The sequence below is a fragment of the Amnibacterium soli genome, assembly GCF_039544415.1.
In the GTDB taxonomy this organism is placed as follows: Bacteria; Actinomycetota; Actinomycetes; order Actinomycetales; family Microbacteriaceae; genus Amnibacterium; species Amnibacterium soli.
In genome coordinates this window covers 352,668-371,520 of record NZ_BAABLP010000001.1, presented here as the reverse complement: position 1 = coordinate 371,520, position 18,853 = coordinate 352,668, and the positions used below count along the sequence as shown (strand labels likewise).

Annotated in this window: 19 protein-coding genes and 1 pseudogene; 11 read left to right on the top strand and 9 right to left on the bottom strand. The window is 74.2% G+C overall.

What is annotated here, in order from left to right; all coding sequences use genetic code 11:
* Window positions 1-23 precede the first annotated feature (23 nt).
* The 3 genes from ABEA53_RS01790 to ABEA53_RS01780 are packed head-to-tail and all read left to right on the top strand — an operon-like array spanning window position 24 to window position 3,321.
* A complete protein-coding gene (locus ABEA53_RS01790; RefSeq protein WP_345479207.1) occupies window positions 24-1,349 on the top strand; it encodes an MATE family efflux transporter in 1,326 nt (441 codons plus the stop codon).
* Between the two features lie 38 nt (window positions 1,350-1,387).
* A complete protein-coding gene (locus ABEA53_RS01785) occupies window positions 1,388-1,993 on the top strand; it encodes an exonuclease domain-containing protein (protein WP_345479206.1) in 606 nt (201 codons plus the stop codon).
* Window positions 1,994-2,031: 38 nt separating this feature from the next.
* Complete coding sequence (locus ABEA53_RS01780; protein WP_345479205.1) at window positions 2,032-3,321, top strand: DNA recombination protein RmuC; 1,290 nt, start codon at window positions 2,032-2,034, stop codon at window positions 3,319-3,321.
* Between the two features lie 37 nt (window positions 3,322-3,358).
* Here the strand turns inward: ABEA53_RS01780 and glpX are convergent, their stop codons facing one another.
* Window positions 3,359-4,336 carry a class II fructose-bisphosphatase gene (gene glpX / locus ABEA53_RS01775; protein ID WP_345479203.1) on the bottom strand — a complete coding sequence of 326 codons (978 nt, stop codon included), beginning with the start codon at window positions 4,334-4,336 and terminating at the stop codon, window positions 3,359-3,361.
* A 126-nt stretch (window positions 4,337-4,462) separates the two neighbouring features.
* Here glpX and fbaA point away from each other — a divergent pair, with 126 nt between their 5' ends.
* Window positions 4,463-5,491 (top strand): class II fructose-bisphosphate aldolase, encoded by a 1,029-nt coding sequence (fbaA, locus tag ABEA53_RS01770; RefSeq protein ID WP_345479202.1) that lies wholly within the window; start codon window positions 4,463-4,465, stop codon window positions 5,489-5,491.
* Window positions 5,492-5,602: 111 nt separating this feature from the next.
* On the opposite strand, the pseudogene ABEA53_RS01765 reads toward fbaA, so the two are convergent.
* Window positions 5,603-5,992 (bottom strand): annotated as a pseudogene (locus tag ABEA53_RS01765) (DUF6264 family protein); the annotation flags it as partial.
* The gene (locus ABEA53_RS01760) at window positions 5,983-7,005 is read right to left on the bottom strand and encodes a 4-hydroxy-3-methylbut-2-enyl diphosphate reductase (RefSeq protein WP_345479662.1); all 1,023 of its coding nucleotides are present in this window, start codon (window positions 7,003-7,005) and stop codon (window positions 5,983-5,985) included. The pseudogene ABEA53_RS01765 and the gene ABEA53_RS01760, both read right to left, overlap by 10 nt.
* Before the next feature lie 54 nt (window positions 7,006-7,059).
* On the opposite strand from ABEA53_RS01760, the gene xseA reads away from it, so the two are divergent.
* Genes xseA through ABEA53_RS01740 form a run of 4 tightly spaced genes read left to right on the top strand, consistent with a single transcriptional unit; the run spans window position 7,060 to window position 11,312 of the window.
* On the top strand, window positions 7,060-8,316 hold the full coding sequence (gene xseA / locus ABEA53_RS01755) for an exodeoxyribonuclease VII large subunit (RefSeq protein WP_345479201.1): 1,257 nt from the start codon (window positions 7,060-7,062) through the stop codon (window positions 8,314-8,316).
* Window positions 8,317-8,326: 10 nt separating this feature from the next.
* The gene (locus tag ABEA53_RS01750; RefSeq protein ID WP_345479200.1) at window positions 8,327-8,554 is read left to right on the top strand and encodes an exodeoxyribonuclease VII small subunit; all 228 of its coding nucleotides are present in this window, start codon (window positions 8,327-8,329) and stop codon (window positions 8,552-8,554) included.
* Window positions 8,551-9,843, top strand: a complete 1,293-nt coding sequence (locus ABEA53_RS01745) for a DUF4245 family protein (RefSeq protein WP_345479199.1) — start codon at window positions 8,551-8,553, stop codon at window positions 9,841-9,843. Before ABEA53_RS01750 ends, ABEA53_RS01745 begins: the two co-directional genes overlap by 4 nt.
* Window positions 9,844-9,884: 41 nt before the next feature.
* Window positions 9,885-11,312 carry a class II fumarate hydratase gene (locus ABEA53_RS01740; protein WP_345479198.1) on the top strand — a complete coding sequence of 476 codons (1,428 nt, stop codon included), beginning with the start codon at window positions 9,885-9,887 and terminating at the stop codon, window positions 11,310-11,312.
* A gap of 89 nt (window positions 11,313-11,401) precedes the next feature.
* Here the strand turns inward: ABEA53_RS01740 and ABEA53_RS01735 are convergent, their stop codons facing one another.
* The 5 genes from ABEA53_RS01735 to uppS all read right to left on the bottom strand — a co-directional run bounded on the left by ABEA53_RS01735 (window position 11,402) and on the right by uppS (window position 16,452).
* Window positions 11,402-11,926, bottom strand: coding sequence for a prepilin peptidase (locus ABEA53_RS01735; RefSeq protein ID WP_345479197.1), 525 nt, complete (start codon window positions 11,924-11,926; stop codon window positions 11,402-11,404).
* Between the two features lie 164 nt (window positions 11,927-12,090).
* Window positions 12,091-13,395 carry an RNA 5'-3' helicase PhoH2 gene (gene phoH2 / locus ABEA53_RS01730; RefSeq protein WP_345479661.1) on the bottom strand — a complete coding sequence of 435 codons (1,305 nt, stop codon included), beginning with the start codon at window positions 13,393-13,395 and terminating at the stop codon, window positions 12,091-12,093.
* A gap of 253 nt (window positions 13,396-13,648) precedes the next feature.
* A complete protein-coding gene (locus ABEA53_RS01725) occupies window positions 13,649-14,506 on the bottom strand; it encodes an HAD family hydrolase (RefSeq protein ID WP_345479196.1) in 858 nt (285 codons plus the stop codon).
* Window positions 14,503-15,630: an aminotransferase class V-fold PLP-dependent enzyme gene (locus ABEA53_RS01720; RefSeq protein ID WP_345479194.1), complete on the bottom strand. Its 1,128-nt coding sequence runs from the start codon at window positions 15,628-15,630 to the stop codon at window positions 14,503-14,505. The genes ABEA53_RS01725 and ABEA53_RS01720 overlap by 4 nt, the downstream gene beginning before the upstream one ends.
* Window positions 15,631-15,675: 45 nt before the next feature.
* Complete coding sequence (gene uppS, locus ABEA53_RS01715; protein WP_345479193.1) at window positions 15,676-16,452, bottom strand: polyprenyl diphosphate synthase; 777 nt, start codon at window positions 16,450-16,452, stop codon at window positions 15,676-15,678.
* 42 nt (window positions 16,453-16,494) lie between these two features.
* On the opposite strand from uppS, the gene trhA reads away from it, so the two are divergent.
* On the top strand, window positions 16,495-17,223 hold the full coding sequence (trhA, locus tag ABEA53_RS01710; RefSeq protein ID WP_345479192.1) for a PAQR family membrane homeostasis protein TrhA: 729 nt from the start codon (window positions 16,495-16,497) through the stop codon (window positions 17,221-17,223).
* A gap of 9 nt (window positions 17,224-17,232) precedes the next feature.
* Here the strand turns inward: trhA and ABEA53_RS01705 are convergent, their stop codons facing one another.
* Window positions 17,233-17,451, bottom strand: a complete 219-nt coding sequence (locus ABEA53_RS01705; RefSeq protein ID WP_345479191.1) for a hypothetical protein — start codon at window positions 17,449-17,451, stop codon at window positions 17,233-17,235.
* A 64-nt stretch (window positions 17,452-17,515) separates the two neighbouring features.
* Here ABEA53_RS01705 and ABEA53_RS01700 point away from each other — a divergent pair, with 64 nt between their 5' ends.
* Window positions 17,516-17,920 (top strand): DUF4307 domain-containing protein, encoded by a 405-nt coding sequence (locus ABEA53_RS01700; protein ID WP_345479189.1) that lies wholly within the window; start codon window positions 17,516-17,518, stop codon window positions 17,918-17,920.
* 127 nt (window positions 17,921-18,047) lie between these two features.
* Window positions 18,048-18,536: a transcription elongation factor GreA gene (greA, locus tag ABEA53_RS01695; protein ID WP_345479187.1), complete on the top strand. Its 489-nt coding sequence runs from the start codon at window positions 18,048-18,050 to the stop codon at window positions 18,534-18,536.
* Window positions 18,537-18,853: the final 317 nt, after the last annotated feature.

Genomic DNA, 18,853 nt, shown 5'->3' with positions numbered 1-18,853 from the left:
GCGGTGCGTCTACGGTCTCCAGGGTGGTCGCGCTCCGCTCCGTGCACGACCGCGCGATCGCCGGGCTGGCCCTGCCGAGCCTCGGCGCGCTCCTCGCCGAGCCGGTGTTCGTCGCGACGGACACGGCGCTCGTGGGGCACCTCGGGCCGGTCGCGCTCGGCGGCCTCGGGGTCGCCGGCACCGTCGTGCAGACCGCGGTCGGGCTGCTCGTGCTGCTCGCCTACGCGACGACGCCCGCGGTGGCCCGGCGCCTCGGCGCGGACGACCGCGCGGGCGCGATGCGCGCGGGCGTCGACGGGCTCTGGCTCGCGCTCGGCGTCGGCGTGCTGCTCGCCGTGGTCGGCGCCGCCGCGGGGCCGGGCCTGGTCGACCTGTTCGGTGCGACGGAGGCGGTCGAGCGCGCGGCCCTGCAGTACCTGCGCATCGCGGTGTGGGGCCTGCCGGGCATGCTCGTCGTCATCGCGGCGACCGGCTTCCTGCGCGGCCTGCGCGACGTCCGGACCCCGCTCGTCGTCGCGGGCGCCGGCTTCGCGGCGAACGCCGCGCTCAACGCCGCGCTGATCTACGGCGCCGCGCTGGGCGTCGCCGGCTCCGCCGCGGGCACGGTCGCCGCGCAGACCGGGATGGCCGCCGTGCTCGGCGCGGTCTGCCTGCGTCACGCGCGCCGCGAGGGCGTCGGCGTGCTGCCGGGGCGCGGCGGCGTGCTCGGCGCGGCCCGCGCCGGCGGCTGGCTGCTGCTGCGCACGCTGAGCCTGCGGATCGCGCTCGTGGGCACGGTGATCGCCGCGACCGCGCACGGGACGACCGCCCTCGCGGCGACCCAGGTGGTGTCGTCGCTCGCCGCGGTGCTCTGGCTCGGGCTCGACGCCCTGGCGATCGCCGGTCAGGCGCTGATCGGGCACGCGCTCGGCGCCGCCGACGTCCGGGAGGCTCGGGCGGTCCTCCGGCGGCTGCTCGAGCTCGCGGCGGCGGCGGGGCTGGTGCTCGGCGTCGCCACCGCAGCGCTCGCACCCGTGCTCGGGCGCGTCTTCACCGCGGATCCCGCCGTGCTCGCCGCGGTGCCCGGCGCCGTGCTCGTGCTCGCCCTGTCGCTGCCGCTCAGCGCGGTCGTGTTCGCCCTCGACGGCGTGCTCATCGGCGCCGGCGACGGCAGGTACCTCGCCCTCGCGGGCCTCGCGAACCTGGTGGTCGTCCTGCCGCTGCTGGCGCTCGTCACCGCCGCCGACCTCCCGGTGCCGGCCGCCGTCGCCGCGGTGCAGGCGGTGTTCGTGCTCGCCTACTCGGCGGCGCGCGCCACGACCCTCCTCCTCCGCGTCCGCACCGGCCGCTGGGCGCGCGTCGGCGACTGAGGCGGGCGGTGTCGGAGGGCGCTGCCAGCATCCCGTCCGTGCCACTGGACTTCGCCGCGATCGACTTCGAGACGGCGGGCCCCTCCGCCGCGTCCGCCTGCTCCGTGGGGGTCGTCACGGTGGAGGACGGCCGCGTGGTCGACCGGATGGGCTGGCTGATCCGGCCGCCCGCCGGGCACGACGCGTTCAGCGAGTGGAACATCCGCATCCACGGCATCACCCCCGACCACGTCGTCGACGCCGCCGGCTGGGCGGAGCAGATGACCGACCTGCTCGCCGCGATCGGCGACCGCCCCGTGGTCGCGCACAACGCCCGCTTCGACATGGGCGTGGTCCGCGCCGCCTGCTTCGCCTCCGGCGTCGCGACGCCGCCGCTCGACTACTTCTGCAGCCTCCGCGTCGCGCGGCGCACCTACGCCCTCACCTCCTACCGCCTGCCCGTCGCGGCGATGGCGGCCGGGTTCGAGGACTTCCGGCACCACGACGCCCTCGCCGACGCGGAGGCGTGCGCCGCGATCGTGGTGCACGCCGCCCGCCGCCACGAGGTCGAGGACGTGCCCGGCCTGCTCGACGCGGTCGGGGACCGGCTGTCCCGGCTCGAGCCGCAGGCGCCCGCGACCCGCGTGCCGATGGCGTTCGCGTAGCCCCGGACGCTGTCCGAGCCCCCTGCCACCATCCCCGCATGGACCTGCTGCTGCCGCTCGCCGCGCTCGTCGTCGGCGTCCTGCTCGGCGCGCTGCTGATGGCCGTGCTCGCCGGCCGACGCGCCGCGGTCGGCGCCGAGCACCCCGCGATCACCGCGGGCCGGCACGAGGCGGAGCTGCTCCGGGCCCGCGCCGACGGGGACGCGGTCGCCGCGGACCTCCGCACCGAGCTCGCCGCCTACGAGGCCACGATCGACGGGCTGCAGCGCGAGCTCGCCGCGACCGAGCGCCGCGCGCAGCAGGAGCGCACGAGCCGCACGGCCGAGGCGGAGGAGCGCCGACGGCGCGAGCAGGAGGAGTCGCGGGTGCTCGCCGCGCTGGCGCCCGTGCAGGAGACGCTGCGCACCGTCCAGGGCAAGGTGCTCGACCTCGAGCACCAGCGCGCGGCGCAGTACGGCGCCATCGAGCAGCAGCTGCTCGCGACCCGGGCGTCGAGCGAGCAGGTGCGCTCCACGGCGGAGTCGCTGGCGGCCGCCCTGCGCCACAACGGCATGCGGGGCGCGTGGGGCGAGACGCAGCTGCGCCGCCTCGTCGAGAGCGCCGGCCTGACGAACCGCGTCGACTTCGACCTGCAGGTCAGCACGCGCACGGAGGACGGCGTGCGCCGCCCCGACCTGGTCGTCCGCCTGCCCGAGGGCAAGTGCATCGCCGTGGACGCGAAGGTGCCCCTCGCCGCGTTCATCGAGGCGAACGAGATCCCGGCGACCTCCGTCGGTGCGGAGGGCGCGCGCCGCGACGCGCTGCTGAAGGAGCATGTGAAGGCGGTGCGGGGGCACATCGACGCCCTCGCCGCGAAGGGCTACTGGACCGACTTCCACTCCCCCGAGTTCGTCGTCGCGTTCCTGCCCAGCGAGTCGCTGCTGTCCGCCGCCCTGGCCGCGGACCCGTCGCTGCTCGACTACTCCTTCTCGAAGCGGGTGGCGCTGGCGTCGCCGGTCAACCTGTGGGCGGTCCTGAAGACGGTCGCCTACACGTGGACGCAGCAGGAGCTGACCGAGGACGCCCATCGGCTGTTCACCTTGAGCCGGACGCTGTACGACCGGCTGTCGCTGCTCGCGCAGCGGGCGGAGAAGCTCCGCGGCGCGCTCGAGCGCACGGTGACGACCTACAACGAGTTCGCGGCGACGCTCGAGACGCGCGTGCTCGTCACGGGCCGGCAGATCAACCGCATGGACGAGTCGAAGATCCTCGGCGAGGCCGCACCGGTCGACGCGGTCCCCCGACCCTTCACCGCCCCGGAGCTGACCGCCGCCGAGGACGCCGCCTGATCCCCTCCGGGTCGGAGGACGGGAGCGGCTCGACCCGCTAGAGCCAGCGCTCGGCGAGGTGGTCGGAGGTGATGCGGCGCAGGGTGCCGGAGCGGCTGCGCAGCAGGATCGACTCGGTCCGGATGATCGGACCCTTGCGGCGCACGCCCTCGACGAGGCCGCCGTCGGTGACGCCGGTCGCGATGAACATGGTGTTGCCGCCCCTGACGAGCCCCTCGGCGTCGTAGATCCGGTCCATGTCGAGGCCCGCCGCGATGCCGCGTTGCCGCTCGGCGTCGTCGTGCGGCGCGAGCTTCGCCTCGATGAAGCCGCCCAGCGCCTTGATCGCGCAGGCCGTGACGACCGCCTCCGGGCTGCCGCCGACGCCGATGCAGAGGTCGATGCGGGTCTCGTACCGGGCGGCGTTGATGCCGCCGGCCACGTCGCCGTCGAGCAGGATCCGGGTGCCGGCGCCCGCCGCGCGGATCTCCTCGATCAGGGGCTCGTGCCGCGGGCGGTCGAGCACCGCGACGACCATGTCGCCGACCGGCTTGCCCTTCGCCTTCGCGAGCTCGCGGATGTTCTCCGCGACCGTCTGCTCCATCGAGATCACGCCGATGCCGTGGTGGTCCGCGACGAGCTTGTCCATGTAGAAGACGCTGGAGGCGTCGAGCATCGTGCCGCGGTCGGACACCGCGATCATCGACAGCGCGTTCTGCCGCCCCTGCGCGGTCATCGAGGTGCCGTCGATCGGGTCGACCGCGATGTCCGCCTGCGGTCCGCGGCCGGTGCCGACGTGCTCGCCGTTGAAGAGCATCGGCGCGCGGTCCTTCTCGCCCTCGCCGATCACGACGACGCCGTCGAACTCGACGGTGCCGAGGAACGCGCGCATGGCGTCGACCGCGGCGCCGTCGGCGGCGAGCTTGTCGCCCTTGCCGATGAACGGCACCGCGCGGATCGCGGCCGCCTCCGTCGCGCGCACGAGCTCCATCGCCAGGTTGCGATCCGGTCGGGCCACCAGGTTCGTCTCGGCCATTCGCAGGCTCCTTCCGCGGGTCACAGGACCCTGGGAACCTACTCGGGAAGGCCGAACGGGCACCGTCAGTAGAGTGAGCGCCGGCTCGCCGCGGCGTCCCGCCGCCCCATCGAGAAGGAGCAGCCGATGCCCGTCGCAACCCCGGACCAGTACGCCGAGATGCTCGACCGCGCGAAGACCGGCGGCTTCGCCTACCCGGCCGTGAACGTCTCCTCGTCGCAGACGATCAACGCCGTGCTGCAGGGCCTCACGGAGGCCGGCAGCGACGGCATCATCCAGGTCACGACGGGCGGCGCGGACTACTTCGCCGGTCACACCGTGAAGAACCGCGCGGCCGGCGCGCTCGCGATGGCGCGCTTCGCGACCGAGGTCGCGAAGAACTACCCGATCACCGTCGCCCTGCACACCGACCACTGCCCGAAGCCGGCGCTCGAGGGATTCGTGCTGCCGCTCATCGCCGCGAGCGAGGAGCAGATCAAGGCCGGCGGCGAGCCGATCTTCCAGTCGCACATGTGGGACGGCTCGGCCGTGCCGCTCGACGAGAACATCGAGATCGCCGCGGACCTGCTGCCCCGCATGAAGGCGATCAACGCGATCCTCGAGGTCGAGATCGGCGTCGTCGGCGGCGAGGAGGACGGCGTCCAGCACGAGGGCACCAACGACGCGCTCTACACGACCCTCGGCGACGTCGAGAAGGTCGTCGAGGCGCTCGGTCTCGGCGAGAACGGCCGCTACATCGCGGCGCTGACCTTCGGCAACGTGCACGGCGTCTACAAGCCGGGCAACGTGAAGCTGCGCCCCGAGCTGCTCGGCGAGATCCAGGCGGGCCTCGCCGAGAGGTACGGCCACGGCCCGAAGCCGCTCGAGCTCGTCTTCCACGGCGGCTCCGGCTCCACGGACGCCGAGATCGCGGAAGCGGTCGGCAACGGCGTCGTGAAGATGAACCTCGACACCGACACCCAGTACGCGTTCACGCGCTCGATCGCGGGCACGATGTTCTCGAACTACGACGGCGTGCTGAAGGTCGACGGCGAGGTCGGCAACAAGAAGATCTACGACCCGCGCGCCTGGGGCAAGACCGCCGAGACCGCGATGGCGGCCCGCGTCGCGGAGGCGACGCGGCAGCTGGGCAGCGCGGGCAGGTCGCAGAGCTGACGACCCCTCGCGGATCCGGATCGATCACGCGACACGCGGCGCTCACCCCCTCGGGAACGGCGTGTCGCCGGTGTGGTCCGGATCCACGGAGGATCTCCGGAACCGCGGAGGTCAGCCCTCCGCGAGGTGCGCCGCGAAGGCCGGGTCGGACACGGCGGCGCCCAGCACCAGCGCGGTCGTCAGCACGACGCAGCCGAGGCCCACGGTGAGCGGCACCCAGAAGGCCGTGCGGTGGGCGCGCAGCCGCGGGACGGCGAGCGCGATGGCGAGCACGAGGCCGACGACGTTCACCGCGATCACCGCGACGCCGATCGCGCTCGCCGCGGCGTCGTTCGTGTAGTCGCCCATGCCCGCCTGCGCGTAGACGGCGTCGAGCACCGCGCCCAGGTCGCGGGCGGTCGCGACCGTGCGGGTGACGTCGAGCAGGCCGATCACCAGCAGGCCGACCGTGGCGACCGGGTCCCACGCGGGCGTCGGTCGGCGCGGGCGGTTCAGCTGCGGCCGCCGAGGGCCCGGGGGTCCTGCGCGCCGGAGGCGGTGCGGCGCAGCTCGCGGGGCAGGGAGAACACGAGGTCCTCCTCCGCGGTGCGGACCTCCTCCACCGAGCCGAAGCCGTGGCCGGCGAGCGTCGCCAGCAGCTCCTCCACGAGCCGCTCGGGCACGCTCGCGCCGCTCGAGACGCCGACGGAGCCGGCACCCGCCAGCCAGGCCGGATCGAGCTCGCTCGCGTCGTCGATCCGGTAGGCGCGCTCGGCGCCGTTCTCGAGCGCCACCTCGACGAGACGGACGGAGTTCGAGGAGTTCGCGCTGCCGACGACGAGCACGACGTCCGCGTCGGGCGCCACCTTCTTCACCGCCACCTGGCGGTTCTGCGTGGCGTAGCAGATGTCGTCCGACGGCGGGTCGGCGAGGTTCGGGAACCGCGCGCGCAGGCGGCGGACGGTCTCCATCGTCTCGTCGACGGAGAGCGTGGTCTGGGAGAGCCAGACGAGGTTCTCGGGATCGGACACCTCGACGGTGTCGGCCTCCTCGGGCGAGCCGACCAGGATGGTGCGCTCGGGCGCCTCCCCCATCGTGCCCTCGACCTCCTCGTGGCCGTGGTGGCCGATCAGGAGGATCTGCTTGTCGTCGCGGGCGAAGCGCACGGCCTCGCGGTGCACCTTCGTCACGAGCGGGCAGGTCGCGTCGATCGCCTGCAGGCCGCGCTCGGCCGCGGCGCGGACGACCGCGGGCGAGACGCCGTGCGCGCTGAAGACGATGTGCGCGCCGGGCGGCACCTCGTCGACCTCGTCGACGAACACCGCGCCCTGCTCCTCCAGACGCTTGACGACGTGCACGTTGTGCACGATCTGCTTGCGCACGTAGACGGGCGATCCGTAGCGCTCGAGCGCCTTCTCCACCGCGATCACGGCGCGGTCCACGCCGGCGCAGTAGCCGCGCGGAGCGGCGAGGAGCACGCGGCCCGAGCCGATGACGGAGCCGTCGGCTACCGTGGCGGGCGTCGGCGGACGCAGGGGAAGTCCGATGTCGACCGCGGGTACCACGGCATCGATTGTAGGAGCGTGCGCATGAGCGACGGCGTGGGGACGGCGGAGACCCCGTGGCCGGTCGGCGTGCTCGGGGACAAGCTCAAGGGCTGGATCGACCGGCTCGGCCAGGTGTGGGTCGAGGGCGAGATCACCCAGTGGGGCGTCCGCGGCGCCAACGTCTACGGGAAGCTCAAGGACCTGGAGCGGGACGTCACGATCTCGTTCCAGATCTGGTCGAGCGTGAAGTCGCGGCTGCCCGCGGACCTGAAGCAGGGCGACCGCGTGATCGCGCTCGTGAAGCCGGAGTACTGGCTGAAGGCCGGCTCGCTGTCGATGCAGGTCTTCCAGATGAAGCACGTCGGGCTCGGCGACCTGCTCGAGCGCCTCGAGCTGCTGCGGCGCACCCTCGCCGCGGAGGGGCTGTTCGACCGCGCGCGCAAGCGGCGCCTGCCCTTCCTCCCCCACCGCATCGGGCTGATCACCGGCAAGGACTCCGACGCGGAGAAGGACGTGCTGCGCAACGCGCAGCTGCGCTGGCCGAGCGTCGACTTCCGCGTCGTGCACGCGGCCGTGCAGGGCGACCGGACCGTGCCCGAGGTGATCGGGGCGCTGAAGGCGCTCGACGAGGACCCCGAGGTCGACGTGATCGTCATCGCGCGCGGCGGCGGCGACTTCCAGAACCTGCTCGGGTTCAGCGACGAGCGGCTGCTGCGCGCCGTCGCTGCCGCGACGACCCCGGTCGTGAGCGCCATCGGGCACGAGAACGACCGGCCGCTGCTCGACGAGGTCGCCGACCTCCGCGCCTCCACGCCGACGGACGCCGCGAAGCGCATCGTGCCCGACGTGACGGAGGAGCTGAACCGGGTCAGCCAGGCGCGCGCCCGGCTGCGGAACCGCGTGACGCAGGCCGTGCGGCTGGAGGCGGATCGCGTCGCCTCGCTGCGGACCCGGCGCGTGCTCGCCGACGGCGCGTGGATCGTCGAGTCGCGCGCCGACGAGCTGACCCGCTGGGCGGCGCGGTCGGCGGAGCTCGTCGACCGGGTCGTCGAGCACGAGCAGCGCCGGCTCGCGGAGGCGCGCGGGCACCTGCGCGCCCTCTCACCCCTCCGCACCCTCGAGCGCGGCTACGCGATCGTGCTCGGCGGCGACGGCACCGCGCTGCGGCACGTCGAGGACGCCCCCGCGGGCACCGCGCTGACCGTGCGGGTGGTCGACGGCGCGGTCGCCGCGACCAGCGACGGGGCGGTGCGGGCGGAGGACGCCGGGCGGGCCGAACCCGTCGGGGCCCGCTCGTAGAATCGCTGGCATGACCGAGGCCGGGGAATCCACCGCCGTCGACGCCGACGTCGACGGCCTCTCCTACGAGGCCGCGCGCGACGCGCTCGTCGCGGTCGTCGACGAGCTCGAGCGCGGCGGGGCCACGCTCGAGCAGTCGCTCGCGCTCTGGGAGCGCGGTGAAGCGCTCGCCACCCGCTGCGAGACCTGGCTCACCGGCGCGCGGGCACGGCTCGACGCCGCCCGCGCCGAGTCGTGAGCAGGGCACCGGGCGGCGGCTCGGGGCGCGTCGTCGCCGAGCTCGGGCGTCCTGAGACCCCGCAGGAGACCGCCGACCGCAAGGCCCGCGACCGCGCGCTCCGCCGGTCGCGCCAGAACTTCCGCAACCTGATCGCCTCCCTCGCCGCGTGCGTCGGGCTCGTGATCGTCATCGTGGCGCTCGTGCCGCGGGGCGTCGCGCCCACCACCCGGGACGTCGACGTCGCCTCCGCGGTGCAGCAGTTCGGCGACACCGCCGGCCAGCCCCTCCTCGCGCCGAAGGTGCCGTCGAGCTGGAAGGCGAACGCGGCCCAGCTGCGCGGCTCCGGCGACACGGCCTCCTGGTACGTCGGCTACGTCATCGGCGGCACCGAGTACGCCGGGCTGACCGAGGGGGTGCCGGGCACGACCGGGCTGCTCGAGACCGTGCTCGAGGGCGCGCAGCCGACCGGCACCACGACCATCGGCTCGCTGCCGTGGCGCGTGTACGACCGGCGCGACCTCGGCTCCGACGCCGGCAACGTCGCCTACGGCCTCTCGACCAGGATCGGGAAGGCGGTGGTCGCCGTGTACGGCACCGCGTCGCCGGAGCAGATCCGGGGGCTCGCCGCCGCCGTCGCGACCGACGCCGCCCAGCGGCCTGAAGGGGAAGGGGACCCTGCCGTGAGCACCGAACGACCCGCCGACGAGGCCTGGGACCGTCTCGCCCAGGGCAACGACCGCTTCCTCGCCGACGCGCCGCAGCACCCGCGGCAGGACGCGCACCGGCGCAGCGAGCTCGCGGAGGGGCAGCGCCCCGTCGCGGCCGTGCTCGGCTGCAGCGACTCCCGCGTCGCCGCCGAGGTGCTGTTCGACCAGGGGCTCGGCGACCTCTTCGTGATCCGGAACGCCGGACAGGTCGCCTCCGCCTCCGCGATCGCGTCCGTCGAGTACGCCGTCTCGGTGCTCGGCGTGCCGCTGGTGGTCGTGCTCGCGCACGACAGCTGCGGCGCCGTGCAGGCCGCGATCGACGCCGCCGCGCCCGACGCGCCGCCGCTGCCTCCGCTGATCGCCGCGCACATCCAGGCCATCCGCCCCGCGGTCCGCGCGGCGGCCGAGGGCGGCGCGCCCGCCGTCGGCGAGGCGCACCTGCAGTCGACCGTCGCGTCGCTGCTGGGCGCCTCCGACCTGCTCTCCGCAGCGGTCGCGGACGGTAGCGTCGACGTGATCGGCGCCCAGTACCGCCTCGCGGAGGGCCGCGTCGAACGGCGCTTCGCCGTCGGCGCCACGGCCGGCGCCGACGCCGCCTGATCGACCCGCTGCACGACCACACCACCCGGCGAAGGAGCCAGATGACGTCCGACGACGCCCGTCCCGACGAGCAGCCCAACGACGCGCAGTGGCGCATCGAGCACGACACGATGGGCGAGGTGCGGGTGCCGCGCGACGCGCTCTGGGCCGCGCAGACGCAGCGCGCGGTCGAGAACTTCCCGATCTCGGGGTCGCGTCTCGAGGACGCGCAGATCGTCGCGCTCGCGCGCATCAAGCGCGCCGCCGCGATCGTGAACGGCGAGCTGGGCGTGCTGCCGGCCGACGTCGTCGACGCGATCACGGGCGCCGCGGACGACGTGATCGCCGGGCAGCACCTCGACCAGTTCCCGATCGACGTGTACCAGACGGGCAGCGGCACGTCCTCGAACATGAACATGAACGAGGTGCTCGGCTCCCTCGCCTCGCAGCGCCTCGGCCGGACCGTGCACCCGAACGACGAGGTGAACGCCTCCCAGTCGTCGAACGACGTGTTCCCCACGTCCGTGCACGTCGCGGCGACCGAGGCCGTGCAGACGCTGCTCGTGCCGTCGCTCGAGCACCTCGCGGCGGCGCTCGAGGAGAAGGCGCAGGCCTGGTCGCAGCTGGTCAAGGCCGGCCGCACCCACCTGATGGATGCGACCCCGGTGACGTTCGGGCAGGAGTTCGGCGGCTACGCCCGCCAGATCCGCCTCGCGCTCGACCGCGTCGCCGCGATGGTCCCCCGCCTCGCGGAGGTCCCGCTCGGCGGCACCGCGACCGGCACGGGCATCAACACCCCCGCCGGCTTCTCCCCCAAGGTGATCGCGATCCTCGCCGAGACGACCGGTCTGCCGATCGTCGAGGCCGAGGACCACTTCGAGGCGCAGGGCGCGCGCGACGCGCTCGTCGAGGCGTCCGGCGCGCTGAAGGTGCTCGCGGTCAGCCTCACGAAGATCTCGAACGACCTGCGCTGGATGGGCTCCGGGCCGAACGCCGGTCTCGGCGAGCTGCACATCCCCGACCTGCAGCCGGGCTCGTCGATCATGCCCGGCAAGGTCAACCCGGTCATCCCCGAGGCGACGCTGATGGTCGGCGCGCGCGTGATCGGCAACGACGCGACGATCACCTGGGCGGGCGCCTCCGGCGTCTTCGAGCTGAACGTCGCGATCCCGGTCATGGGCACCGCGCTGCTCGAGTCGGTGCGGCTGCTCGCCAACGTGTCGCGCCTCCTCGCGGACAAGGTGCTCGCCGGTCTGACGGTGAACGAGGAGCGGGCGCGGGCGCTCGCGGAGTCGTCGCCGTCGATCGTGACGAAGCTGAACCGGGCGATCGGCTACGAGGCGGCGGCGAAGGTCGCCAAGCACTCGGTGGCGCAGGGCATGACCGTGCGGCAGGCCGTGATCGACCTCGGCTTCGTCGAGCGCGGCGAGGTCACCGAGGAGCAGCTCGACACCGCCCTCGACGTCCTGTCGATGACGCGTCCGGGCTGACACCTCCTGCTGGCGGGGCCCTCCGCTGCTGATCCACCGGTGCGCACCGCCGGATCAGCAGCGGAGGGCCCCGTTCTCGTGACGGCGGATCACCCGAGCAGCAGGACCGCCCAGGCGGCGAGCAGCAGGGGCGGGCCGAAGGCCATGCGCGCGCCCGCTCCCCTCCGGATCAGGACGACCGCGGCGCCGACGCCGCCGAGCAGGAACGCGAGCACCAGCCAGAGCACCGCGCCGCCCGGCAGCACCGCCGCCGCGAGGGCGCCGAGCAGCGGCGCGAGCTTCACGTCGCCGAAGCCCATTCTTCCCGCGAGGTGGAGCAGGAGGAGCACCAGGCCGCAGCCGAGTCCGGCCAGCACCGGCGCAGCCGGCGGCGCTCCCGTCGCCCAGGCCTGCAGCAGGACCGCGGCGAGCACCACCGGGTACCCGGGCAGCACGATCGCGTCGGGCAGGCGGTGCTCCGCGAGGTCCACCGCCACCAGCCGCGGCGTCACGACCGCGAGCCACCCGACCCCGAGCAGGACCGGCTGCGGACCGAGTGCGGCCGCGCCGACGAGCAGGAGGCCGAGCACCGGCAGCACCTCGGCGGCCGGGATGCGACGGACTGCGGTGAGCACGGCGGCACCCTACGGACGCGGCCGATCGGGCGTCGGCAGTACTCCACAGCCGGGCCGCTTGGCGGATCCGCAGAAACCGGGCGACACGCCGCGCCGGGGGGGCTCCGGACGCGGCGTGTCGGCCAGGAACTGCGGATCCGCGGAGGAACTGCGGATCCGCGGGATCAGGCGAGCTCGTTGGACTCCAGCATCTCGGTGACGAGGGCGGCGATCGCGCTGCGCTCGGAGCGGGTCAGGGTGACGTGGCCGAAGAGCGGGTGGCCCTTCAGCGTCTCGATGACGCTCGCGACGCCGTCGTGCCGGCCGACCCGCAGGTTGTCCCGCTGCGCGACGTCGTGCGTGAGCACCACCCGCGAGTTCTGCCCGACGCGGGACAGCACGGTGAGCAGCACGTTGCGTTCGAGCGACTGCGCCTCGTCGACGATCACGAAGGCGTCGTGCAGGCTGCGGCCGCGGATGTGCGTGAGCGGCAGCACCTCGAGCACGCCGCGCTCGACGACCTCGTCGACGACGTTCTGCGAGACGACCGCGCCGAGCGTGTCGAACACCGCCTGGCCCCAGGGGCTCATCTTCTCGGCGGCGTCGCCCGGCAGGTAGCCGAGCTCCTGCCCGCCGACCGCGTACAGCGGCCGGAACACCATGATCTTGCGGTGCTGCTGCCGCTCGAGCACCGCCTCCAGCGCGGCGCAGAGCGCGAGCGCGCTCTTGCCGGTGCCGGCCCGGCCGCCGAGCGACACGATGCCCACCTCGCTGTCGAGCAGCAGGTCGATGGCCAGCCGCTGCTCGGCGCTGCGGCCGTGCAGGCCGAACACGTCGCGGTCGCCGCGCACGAGCCGCAGCTCGCCCTTCCGGGAGACGCGGGCGAGGGCGCTGCCGCGACCGGAGGTGAGCACCACCCCGGTGTTGACGGGCAGGTTCTCGACCTCCGGCGCCCGCACCGTGTGCTCGTCGTAGAGCGCGTCGAGCACCTCGGGGTCGAGCGCGACCTCCGCGACGCCGGTGTACCCCGCGTCGACCGCGAGCTCGGCCCGGTACTCCTCCGCGGTCAGGCCGATGGAGGCGGCCTTCACGCGCATCGGCAGGTCCTTCGACACCACCGTCACGGCCAGGCCGTCGTTCGCGAGGTTCTGCGCGACGGCGAGGATGCGCGAGTCGTTGTCGCCGAGCTGCAGCCCGTTCGGCAGCACGCTCATGTTCGAGTGGTTCAGCTCGACGCGGAGGGAGCCGCCGTCGCCGACCGGCACGGGGAAGTCGAGGCGCTCGTGCTGCACGCGCAGCTCGTCGAGGTTGCGCAGGGCCTGGCGGGCGAAGTACCCGATCTCCGGGTCGTCGCGCTTGTGCTCGAGCTCGGAGATGACGACGACCGGGAGCACGACGGCGTGCTCGGCGAAGCGGAACGGGGCCTTCGGATCGGACAGCAGCACCGACGTGTCGAGCACGAAGGTGCGGGTGCCCGTGCTGGACGGCACGGCTGCGGCGGACTCGGCCTGGTTCTGGGGATCGAACGGTCGGGCGGACAGCGTGGACACGCGTGCTCATCTCCCCGCGGGCCCGAGGGGACCCGCGGAACTCGTTCCCACCGGAACGCCGCGCCTCCTGTCGTCAGGGCCGCGGCGCGTCCCGGACCGGGTGAGGTACCCGATGGCGCACACCGTACGACACCGGTGCGACGTCGCGATGACGCGGCTCGCGGAGACCCTCCGGAGCGCCGGAGGGGACCGGTCAGACCTCCGCGCGGGCCGCCGCGTGCTCGGCGAGGAAGGCGACGACCGCGTCCTCGCGGTCGTCGAGCACCGCCGTGGCGGCCTCCTTCGCCTCGTCGGACGCGTGGGCGACCGCGTAGGCCTCGTCGGCCTCCGCGAAGAGCGGCAGGTCGTTCGCCCCGTCGCCGAACGCGACGATCCGCGTGAAGCCGAGGTCGTCGGCCAGGCGCCGCACGCCGGTGCCCTTGGTGGCGCCGGCCGCGGTGACGTCGAGCACGCCGACGCCGCTCTCGCGCGAGCCGGTGAGCGCGAGCGCGCAGCCCGTGCCCCACGAGATGGCGCGGATCATGCGCGACAGGCGGCGCACGACGGGGTACTCGCCGCGGATGCTGACGAAGAAGCCGCGGTCGTGGTCGATCTCGTCCCACGCGTCGACCGGGGCGAGCCGCGGGTCGTCGGGCCGGGTCTCGAGGAAGGTGTCGACGCCGCTGGTCTCCGCGCCGCGCACCCAGCTGATGCGGTCGGCACCGCCGTCGAGCCAGAACACGAGCGGGGTCGCCCCGGCGGCGAGCGCCGCGCCGACGAGCGGGTGCAGCGCGCGCCCGTCGAAGTGCTCCCACCACAGGTGGCTGCGGTCGGCGGGGTCGACCGCGGTCGCGCCGCCGTAGGTGACGAGCGGCAGCGCGAGCGGGACGCCCTGCAGCGCGGAGAACGTCGTCAGCGGCGAGCGCGCGGTCGCGACGGTGAACGCGGCGCCGTCGCCGATGACGCGGGCGAGGGTCGCGCGGCCGGTGTCCGACAGGGTGCCGTCGGCACCGAGGAGCGTGTCGTCGAGGTCGCTGACGTAGAGCGTGCGGCCCGGACCGGTGATCGTCATCGGACCGGTCGCACTGCGGTGGCGTACGCGGACAGGGCGGTGCGGAGCATGCCGATCGTCTCCTCCGTGGTTCCGGCGTGCGGGGACAGCCGCACGCGCCCGTCTCGGATGGTCACCGAGACGCCGTGGTTGAACAGGGCCGCGGTCAGCGCCGTGAGCCGCTCGGGCAGCGGCTCCACGACGACGATGCCCGCACGTTCCGCCTCCGCGCGCGGCGAGACGACCGGCAGGCCGAACTCGTCCGCGAGGGCGAGCACCTGGGCGACGCGCGCCGCGATCGCCGCGGCCACGGCGGCGGGACCGGCGTGCGCGAGGTCCTCCATCGCGGCGGCGAGCCGGGCGGCGGCGACCTGGTCGGGGTTCGAGATCTGCATGCCCGTCGCGCCGTCCGCGGCCGGCAGCACGGCGTCCCACGTCGGCCCGGCACCGGTGCCGCCCTCGCCGGACAGCACCGGGGTGAGGCGGCTCGCCGCGCGGTCGGAGACGGCGAGGAAGCCGGTGCCCCAGCCCGCGCGCAGCCACTTCTGGCCGCCGCAGGCGACGACGTCGGCCGCGTCCCACGGCAGGTCCACGGCGCCGAGCGCCTGCACCGCGTCGACGATGAGCAGCCGGTCGCCGATCACCTGCCGGATGCCGTCGAGATCGGCGACCGCGCCCGTGCGGGCGTCGACGGCGCTCACGAGCACCGCCATGGTCGTGCCGGTGAGCGCCTCGCGCACGCCGCCGGGCGTGATGCGCCCGCCGTCGGCCTCGAAGGGGATCGGGGTGACGACCTGCAGCGCCTCGGAGGCGCGGGCCACCGCTATCGGCAGGGCGGGGTAGTCCGCGGGCGAGAACAGCACGCCGCCCGCGAGCGCGTAGACGGCCTGGGTGACGCCCTGGCCGGTGCTCGGCTGGAACGCGATCTGGTCGGCGCGGAAGCCCGTGAGCACCGCGGCCGCGTCGCGCATCCGGTCGGCGTTCGTCGCGAGCCGGTCGCGGGCGCCGAAGCGGGCGCGGCGCACGAGGTCCTCCTGCGCGGCGGACTCGGCGACCACGGCCGCCGACAGCGGCCCGAACGCGGCGAAGTCCAGGTACCCGGGCTCCTCCCCGAAGCCGGCGAGGTACTCGGTGAGGTCGTCCATGGCGAACACCGAGCGTAGCGGCGCTCGAGAGGCCGACGTGCCCGCTCAGGCCCCGTAGCGCCGCTGCCGCTGCGCGTAGGAGCGCAGGGCGCGGAGGAAGTCGACCTCGCGCAGGTCGGGCCCGAGCGCCTCCACGAAGTAGAACTCGCTGTGCGCGCTCTGCCACACCATGAAGTCGGAGAGCCGCTGCTCCCCCGACGTGCGGATCACGAGGTCCGGGTCGGGCTGCCCGCCCGTGTACAGGTGCTCGCCGATGAGGGCGGGGTCGAGGTGCGTCGACAGGTCGTCGAGCGTGCCGCCCGCCGCCGCGTGCGCGGCCACGATGCTGCGCATCGCGTGCGCGATCTCGGTGCGGCCGCCGTAGCCGACGGCGAGGTTGATGTGGAGGCCCGACCGGCCCGCGCCCTGCTCCTCCGCCGTCCGCAGGGCGGTGAGCAGCGACTCCGGCAGCCCCTCGGTGGTGCCGACGTGCTTGACCCGCCAGCGCGTGGAGAGGTCGAGCGCGAGGGTGCCGATGATCTCGAAGAGCGCGGTGAGCTCCTCGTCCTGCCGGCCCTGCAGGTTGTCGGTCGACAGCAGGTAGAAGGTGACGTGCGGGATGTGCAGCCCGTCGACCCAGCCGGCGAACTCGAGCAGCTTGTCGGCCCCGGCGCGGTGGCCGTGCTCCGCGGACTCGAGCCCGGCGAGGCGCGCCCAGCGGCGGTTGCCGTCGAGGATCATCGCGACGTGCTGCGGCAGCGGCGCGTGCTCGAGGTTGTGCCGGAGGCGCCGCTGGTACACGGAGTAGAACGGAGCCCGCAGCCGAACCCCTCTTCCCCGCACGCGGACACGGTACGCCTGTGCGGCCCGACTACCCTCGGCCCCATGCGGGACGCGACCGAGGACCAGTCGCGCTCGACCGAGGCCGAGCCGCCGCACCTCCCCCTCGTGGAGGAGGCGGAGGACACCGCGCACCTCGAGCCGAAGCCCACCTGGCGCGGCTGGATCCACGCCGTCACCGCCCCGATCGCGGCGGTCGCCGGGCTCGTGCTCGTGGCGCTGGCGGACGGGCCGGAGGCGCGCTGGGCGAGCGTCGTGTTCGCGCTGACGTCGATCCTGCTGTTCGGCAACTCCGCGCTGTACCACCGCGTCGACTGGTCGCCGCGCGTGAAGCTCGCGCTGAAGCGCGTCGACCACGCGAACATCTTCCTGCTGATCGCGGGCACCTACACGCCGCTGTCGCTGCTGGCGCTGCCGAGTGCGCAGGGCACGGTGCTGCTCGCCGTCGTGTGGGCGGGCGCGCTGCTCGGCATCGCGTTCCGCGTGTTCTGGATCGGCGCGCCGCGCTGGCTCTACGTGCTGATCTACCTCGGCCTGGGCTGGGCGGCCGTCGCCTTCTTCGTGCCGCTGTTCACCGCGAACGCGGCGATGATGGTGCTCGTCGCGATCGGCGGGCTGCTCTACACGCTCGGCGCGATCGTCTACGGGATGAAGCGCCCGAACCCGTTCCCGGGCCGGTTCGGCTTCCACGAGATCTTCCACACCTGCACGGTGCTCGCGTTCCTCTGCCACTGGACGGCGACGCTGCTGATCGCGCTGCACCCCGTCGCGTGACGGCGGCGCTCAGGAGTTCGGCGGCTGCTCCTGCAGACGGCGCTCCGCGAGCTCGTTGCGGTAGCGGATGCGGCGGATCCGGCGCACCATGTCGACGATCAGCAGCACCGTCACGAGCGTCACGAACAGGATCGCCAGGAACCCGACGACGCCCGGCGTCACCGCGTTCTCGTCGACCGGGCTCGTCGGCGAGGGCGTCGGGGTCACCGCGAGCAGCAGACCGAGCACCGACGCCTCCTCGACTAGCCTCGTGGACGGCACGAATCTACTTCACTCCCGGGGAGGAGGAGGCGTGAGCACCCGCACCACGACGCTCGACGAGCGCTACGGCCGCACCCCCTCCCGCCGCCGCCGGGGCCGCGTGCGCGCGGTCGTGGTCGCCGGGGTCGTGCTCGTCGCCGCGATCGTCTGGGGCGTCTGGACGGGCGTCGGGGGCACCGCCACCGCGCTCGACGTGCAGACGCTCGGCATCACCGTGGTCGACGACCAGACGACCGAGGTGCAGTGGCTCGTCACCGGCAGGCCGGGCACGAAGCTCGTCTGCGCGATCGAGGCGACCGACAAGGACGACGCCGTGCTCGGCCTCGTCGAGGTCGTCGTCGAGCCCCAGGGGCGCATGAACCGCAGCGGCTCGACCGTCATCCGCACGGTCCGACGGGCGTCGAACGGCTTGATCGACTCCTGCCGGGATGCCTAGACTCCCCCATCCGATCCGCCCGGTGCCCCTGCCGCGAGCGCGTCGCCGCCTCCCGGCGCCGACGGCAGCGGCTGCAGCGTCGCCCGGGCACCGCGCGGAATCCGCGAACGAGACGAGGAACACCGCCATGTCCGACAGCACCGCCACCACCTGGCTGACCCAGGCGTCGTTCGACCGCCTGACCGCCGAGCTCGAGGAGCTGTCCGGCCCCCGCCGCGACGAGGTCGTCGCACGCATCGCGCAGGCCCGCGAGGAGGGCGACCTCAAGGAGAACGGCGGCTACCACGCCGCCAAGGAGGAGCAGGGCAAGATCGAGGCCCGCATCCGCCAGCTCACGCTGCTGCTGCGCACCGCCGAGGTCGGCCACCCGACCGGCGCGAGCGACGTCGTCGCCGCGGGCACCGTGGTCACCGCGTCCGTCGCGGGCAACGAGATGCGCTTCCTGCTCGGCAGCCGCGAGATGGCCGGTGACTCCGGCCTCGACGTCTACAGCGACAGCAGCCCCCTCGGCGCCGCGATCCTCGGCGCGAAGGTCGGCGACACGGTCAGCTACACGGCCCCGAACGGCCGCGCCATCGAGGTGAAGATCGTCAAGGTGGAGGAGTACGAGGGCTGAGGCCCTCCTCCCACTCCTCCAGGTGCTGCGCGGCTGACCGGGCGGCCGGTGGTTGAGCGCGGCTCGTCTTCGCGCCGCGCGGGAGGCCGGGACGGGAGGCGGACGATTCGGACGTCGGGCCCCTCACGTCGCGCGAGCAGGGGCGCGACGGGGCAGCCGCGCCAGGCCGTGGCGGACGAAGGACGACGTCGCGGACGCATGCAGGATCCGGCGGATCCTGCCTGCAGATGCCACACCTGCCTGCAGGCCCGACGTGACGGCCTCGAGACGCACGGCGCACCCCGCCGTCCCGGAGCCTTTCGACCCCGGCATAGCTC

Coding starts and splice junctions, on each gene's coding strand:
- ABEA53_RS01780 (WP_345479205.1), top strand. CDS start 2,032: ATGGACCTGCTGCTGCCGCTCGCCGCGCTCGTCGTCGGCGTCCTGCTC.
- glpX (WP_345479203.1), bottom strand. CDS start 4,336: ATGGCCGAGACGAACCTGGTGGCCCGACCGGATCGCAACCTGGCGATG.
- fbaA (WP_345479202.1), top strand. CDS start 4,463: ATGCCCGTCGCAACCCCGGACCAGTACGCCGAGATGCTCGACCGCGCG.
- xseA (WP_345479201.1), top strand. CDS start 7,060: ATGAGCGACGGCGTGGGGACGGCGGAGACCCCGTGGCCGGTCGGCGTG.
- ABEA53_RS01750 (WP_345479200.1), top strand. CDS start 8,327: ATGACCGAGGCCGGGGAATCCACCGCCGTCGACGCCGACGTCGACGGC.
- ABEA53_RS01740 (WP_345479198.1), top strand. CDS start 9,885: ATGACGTCCGACGACGCCCGTCCCGACGAGCAGCCCAACGACGCGCAG.
- ABEA53_RS01725 (WP_345479196.1), bottom strand. CDS start 14,506: ATGACGATCACCGGTCCGGGCCGCACGCTCTACGTCAGCGACCTCGAC.
- ABEA53_RS01720 (WP_345479194.1), bottom strand. CDS start 15,630: ATGGACGACCTCACCGAGTACCTCGCCGGCTTCGGGGAGGAGCCCGGG.
- trhA (WP_345479192.1), top strand. CDS start 16,495: ATGCGGGACGCGACCGAGGACCAGTCGCGCTCGACCGAGGCCGAGCCG.
- greA (WP_345479187.1), top strand. CDS start 18,048: ATGTCCGACAGCACCGCCACCACCTGGCTGACCCAGGCGTCGTTCGAC.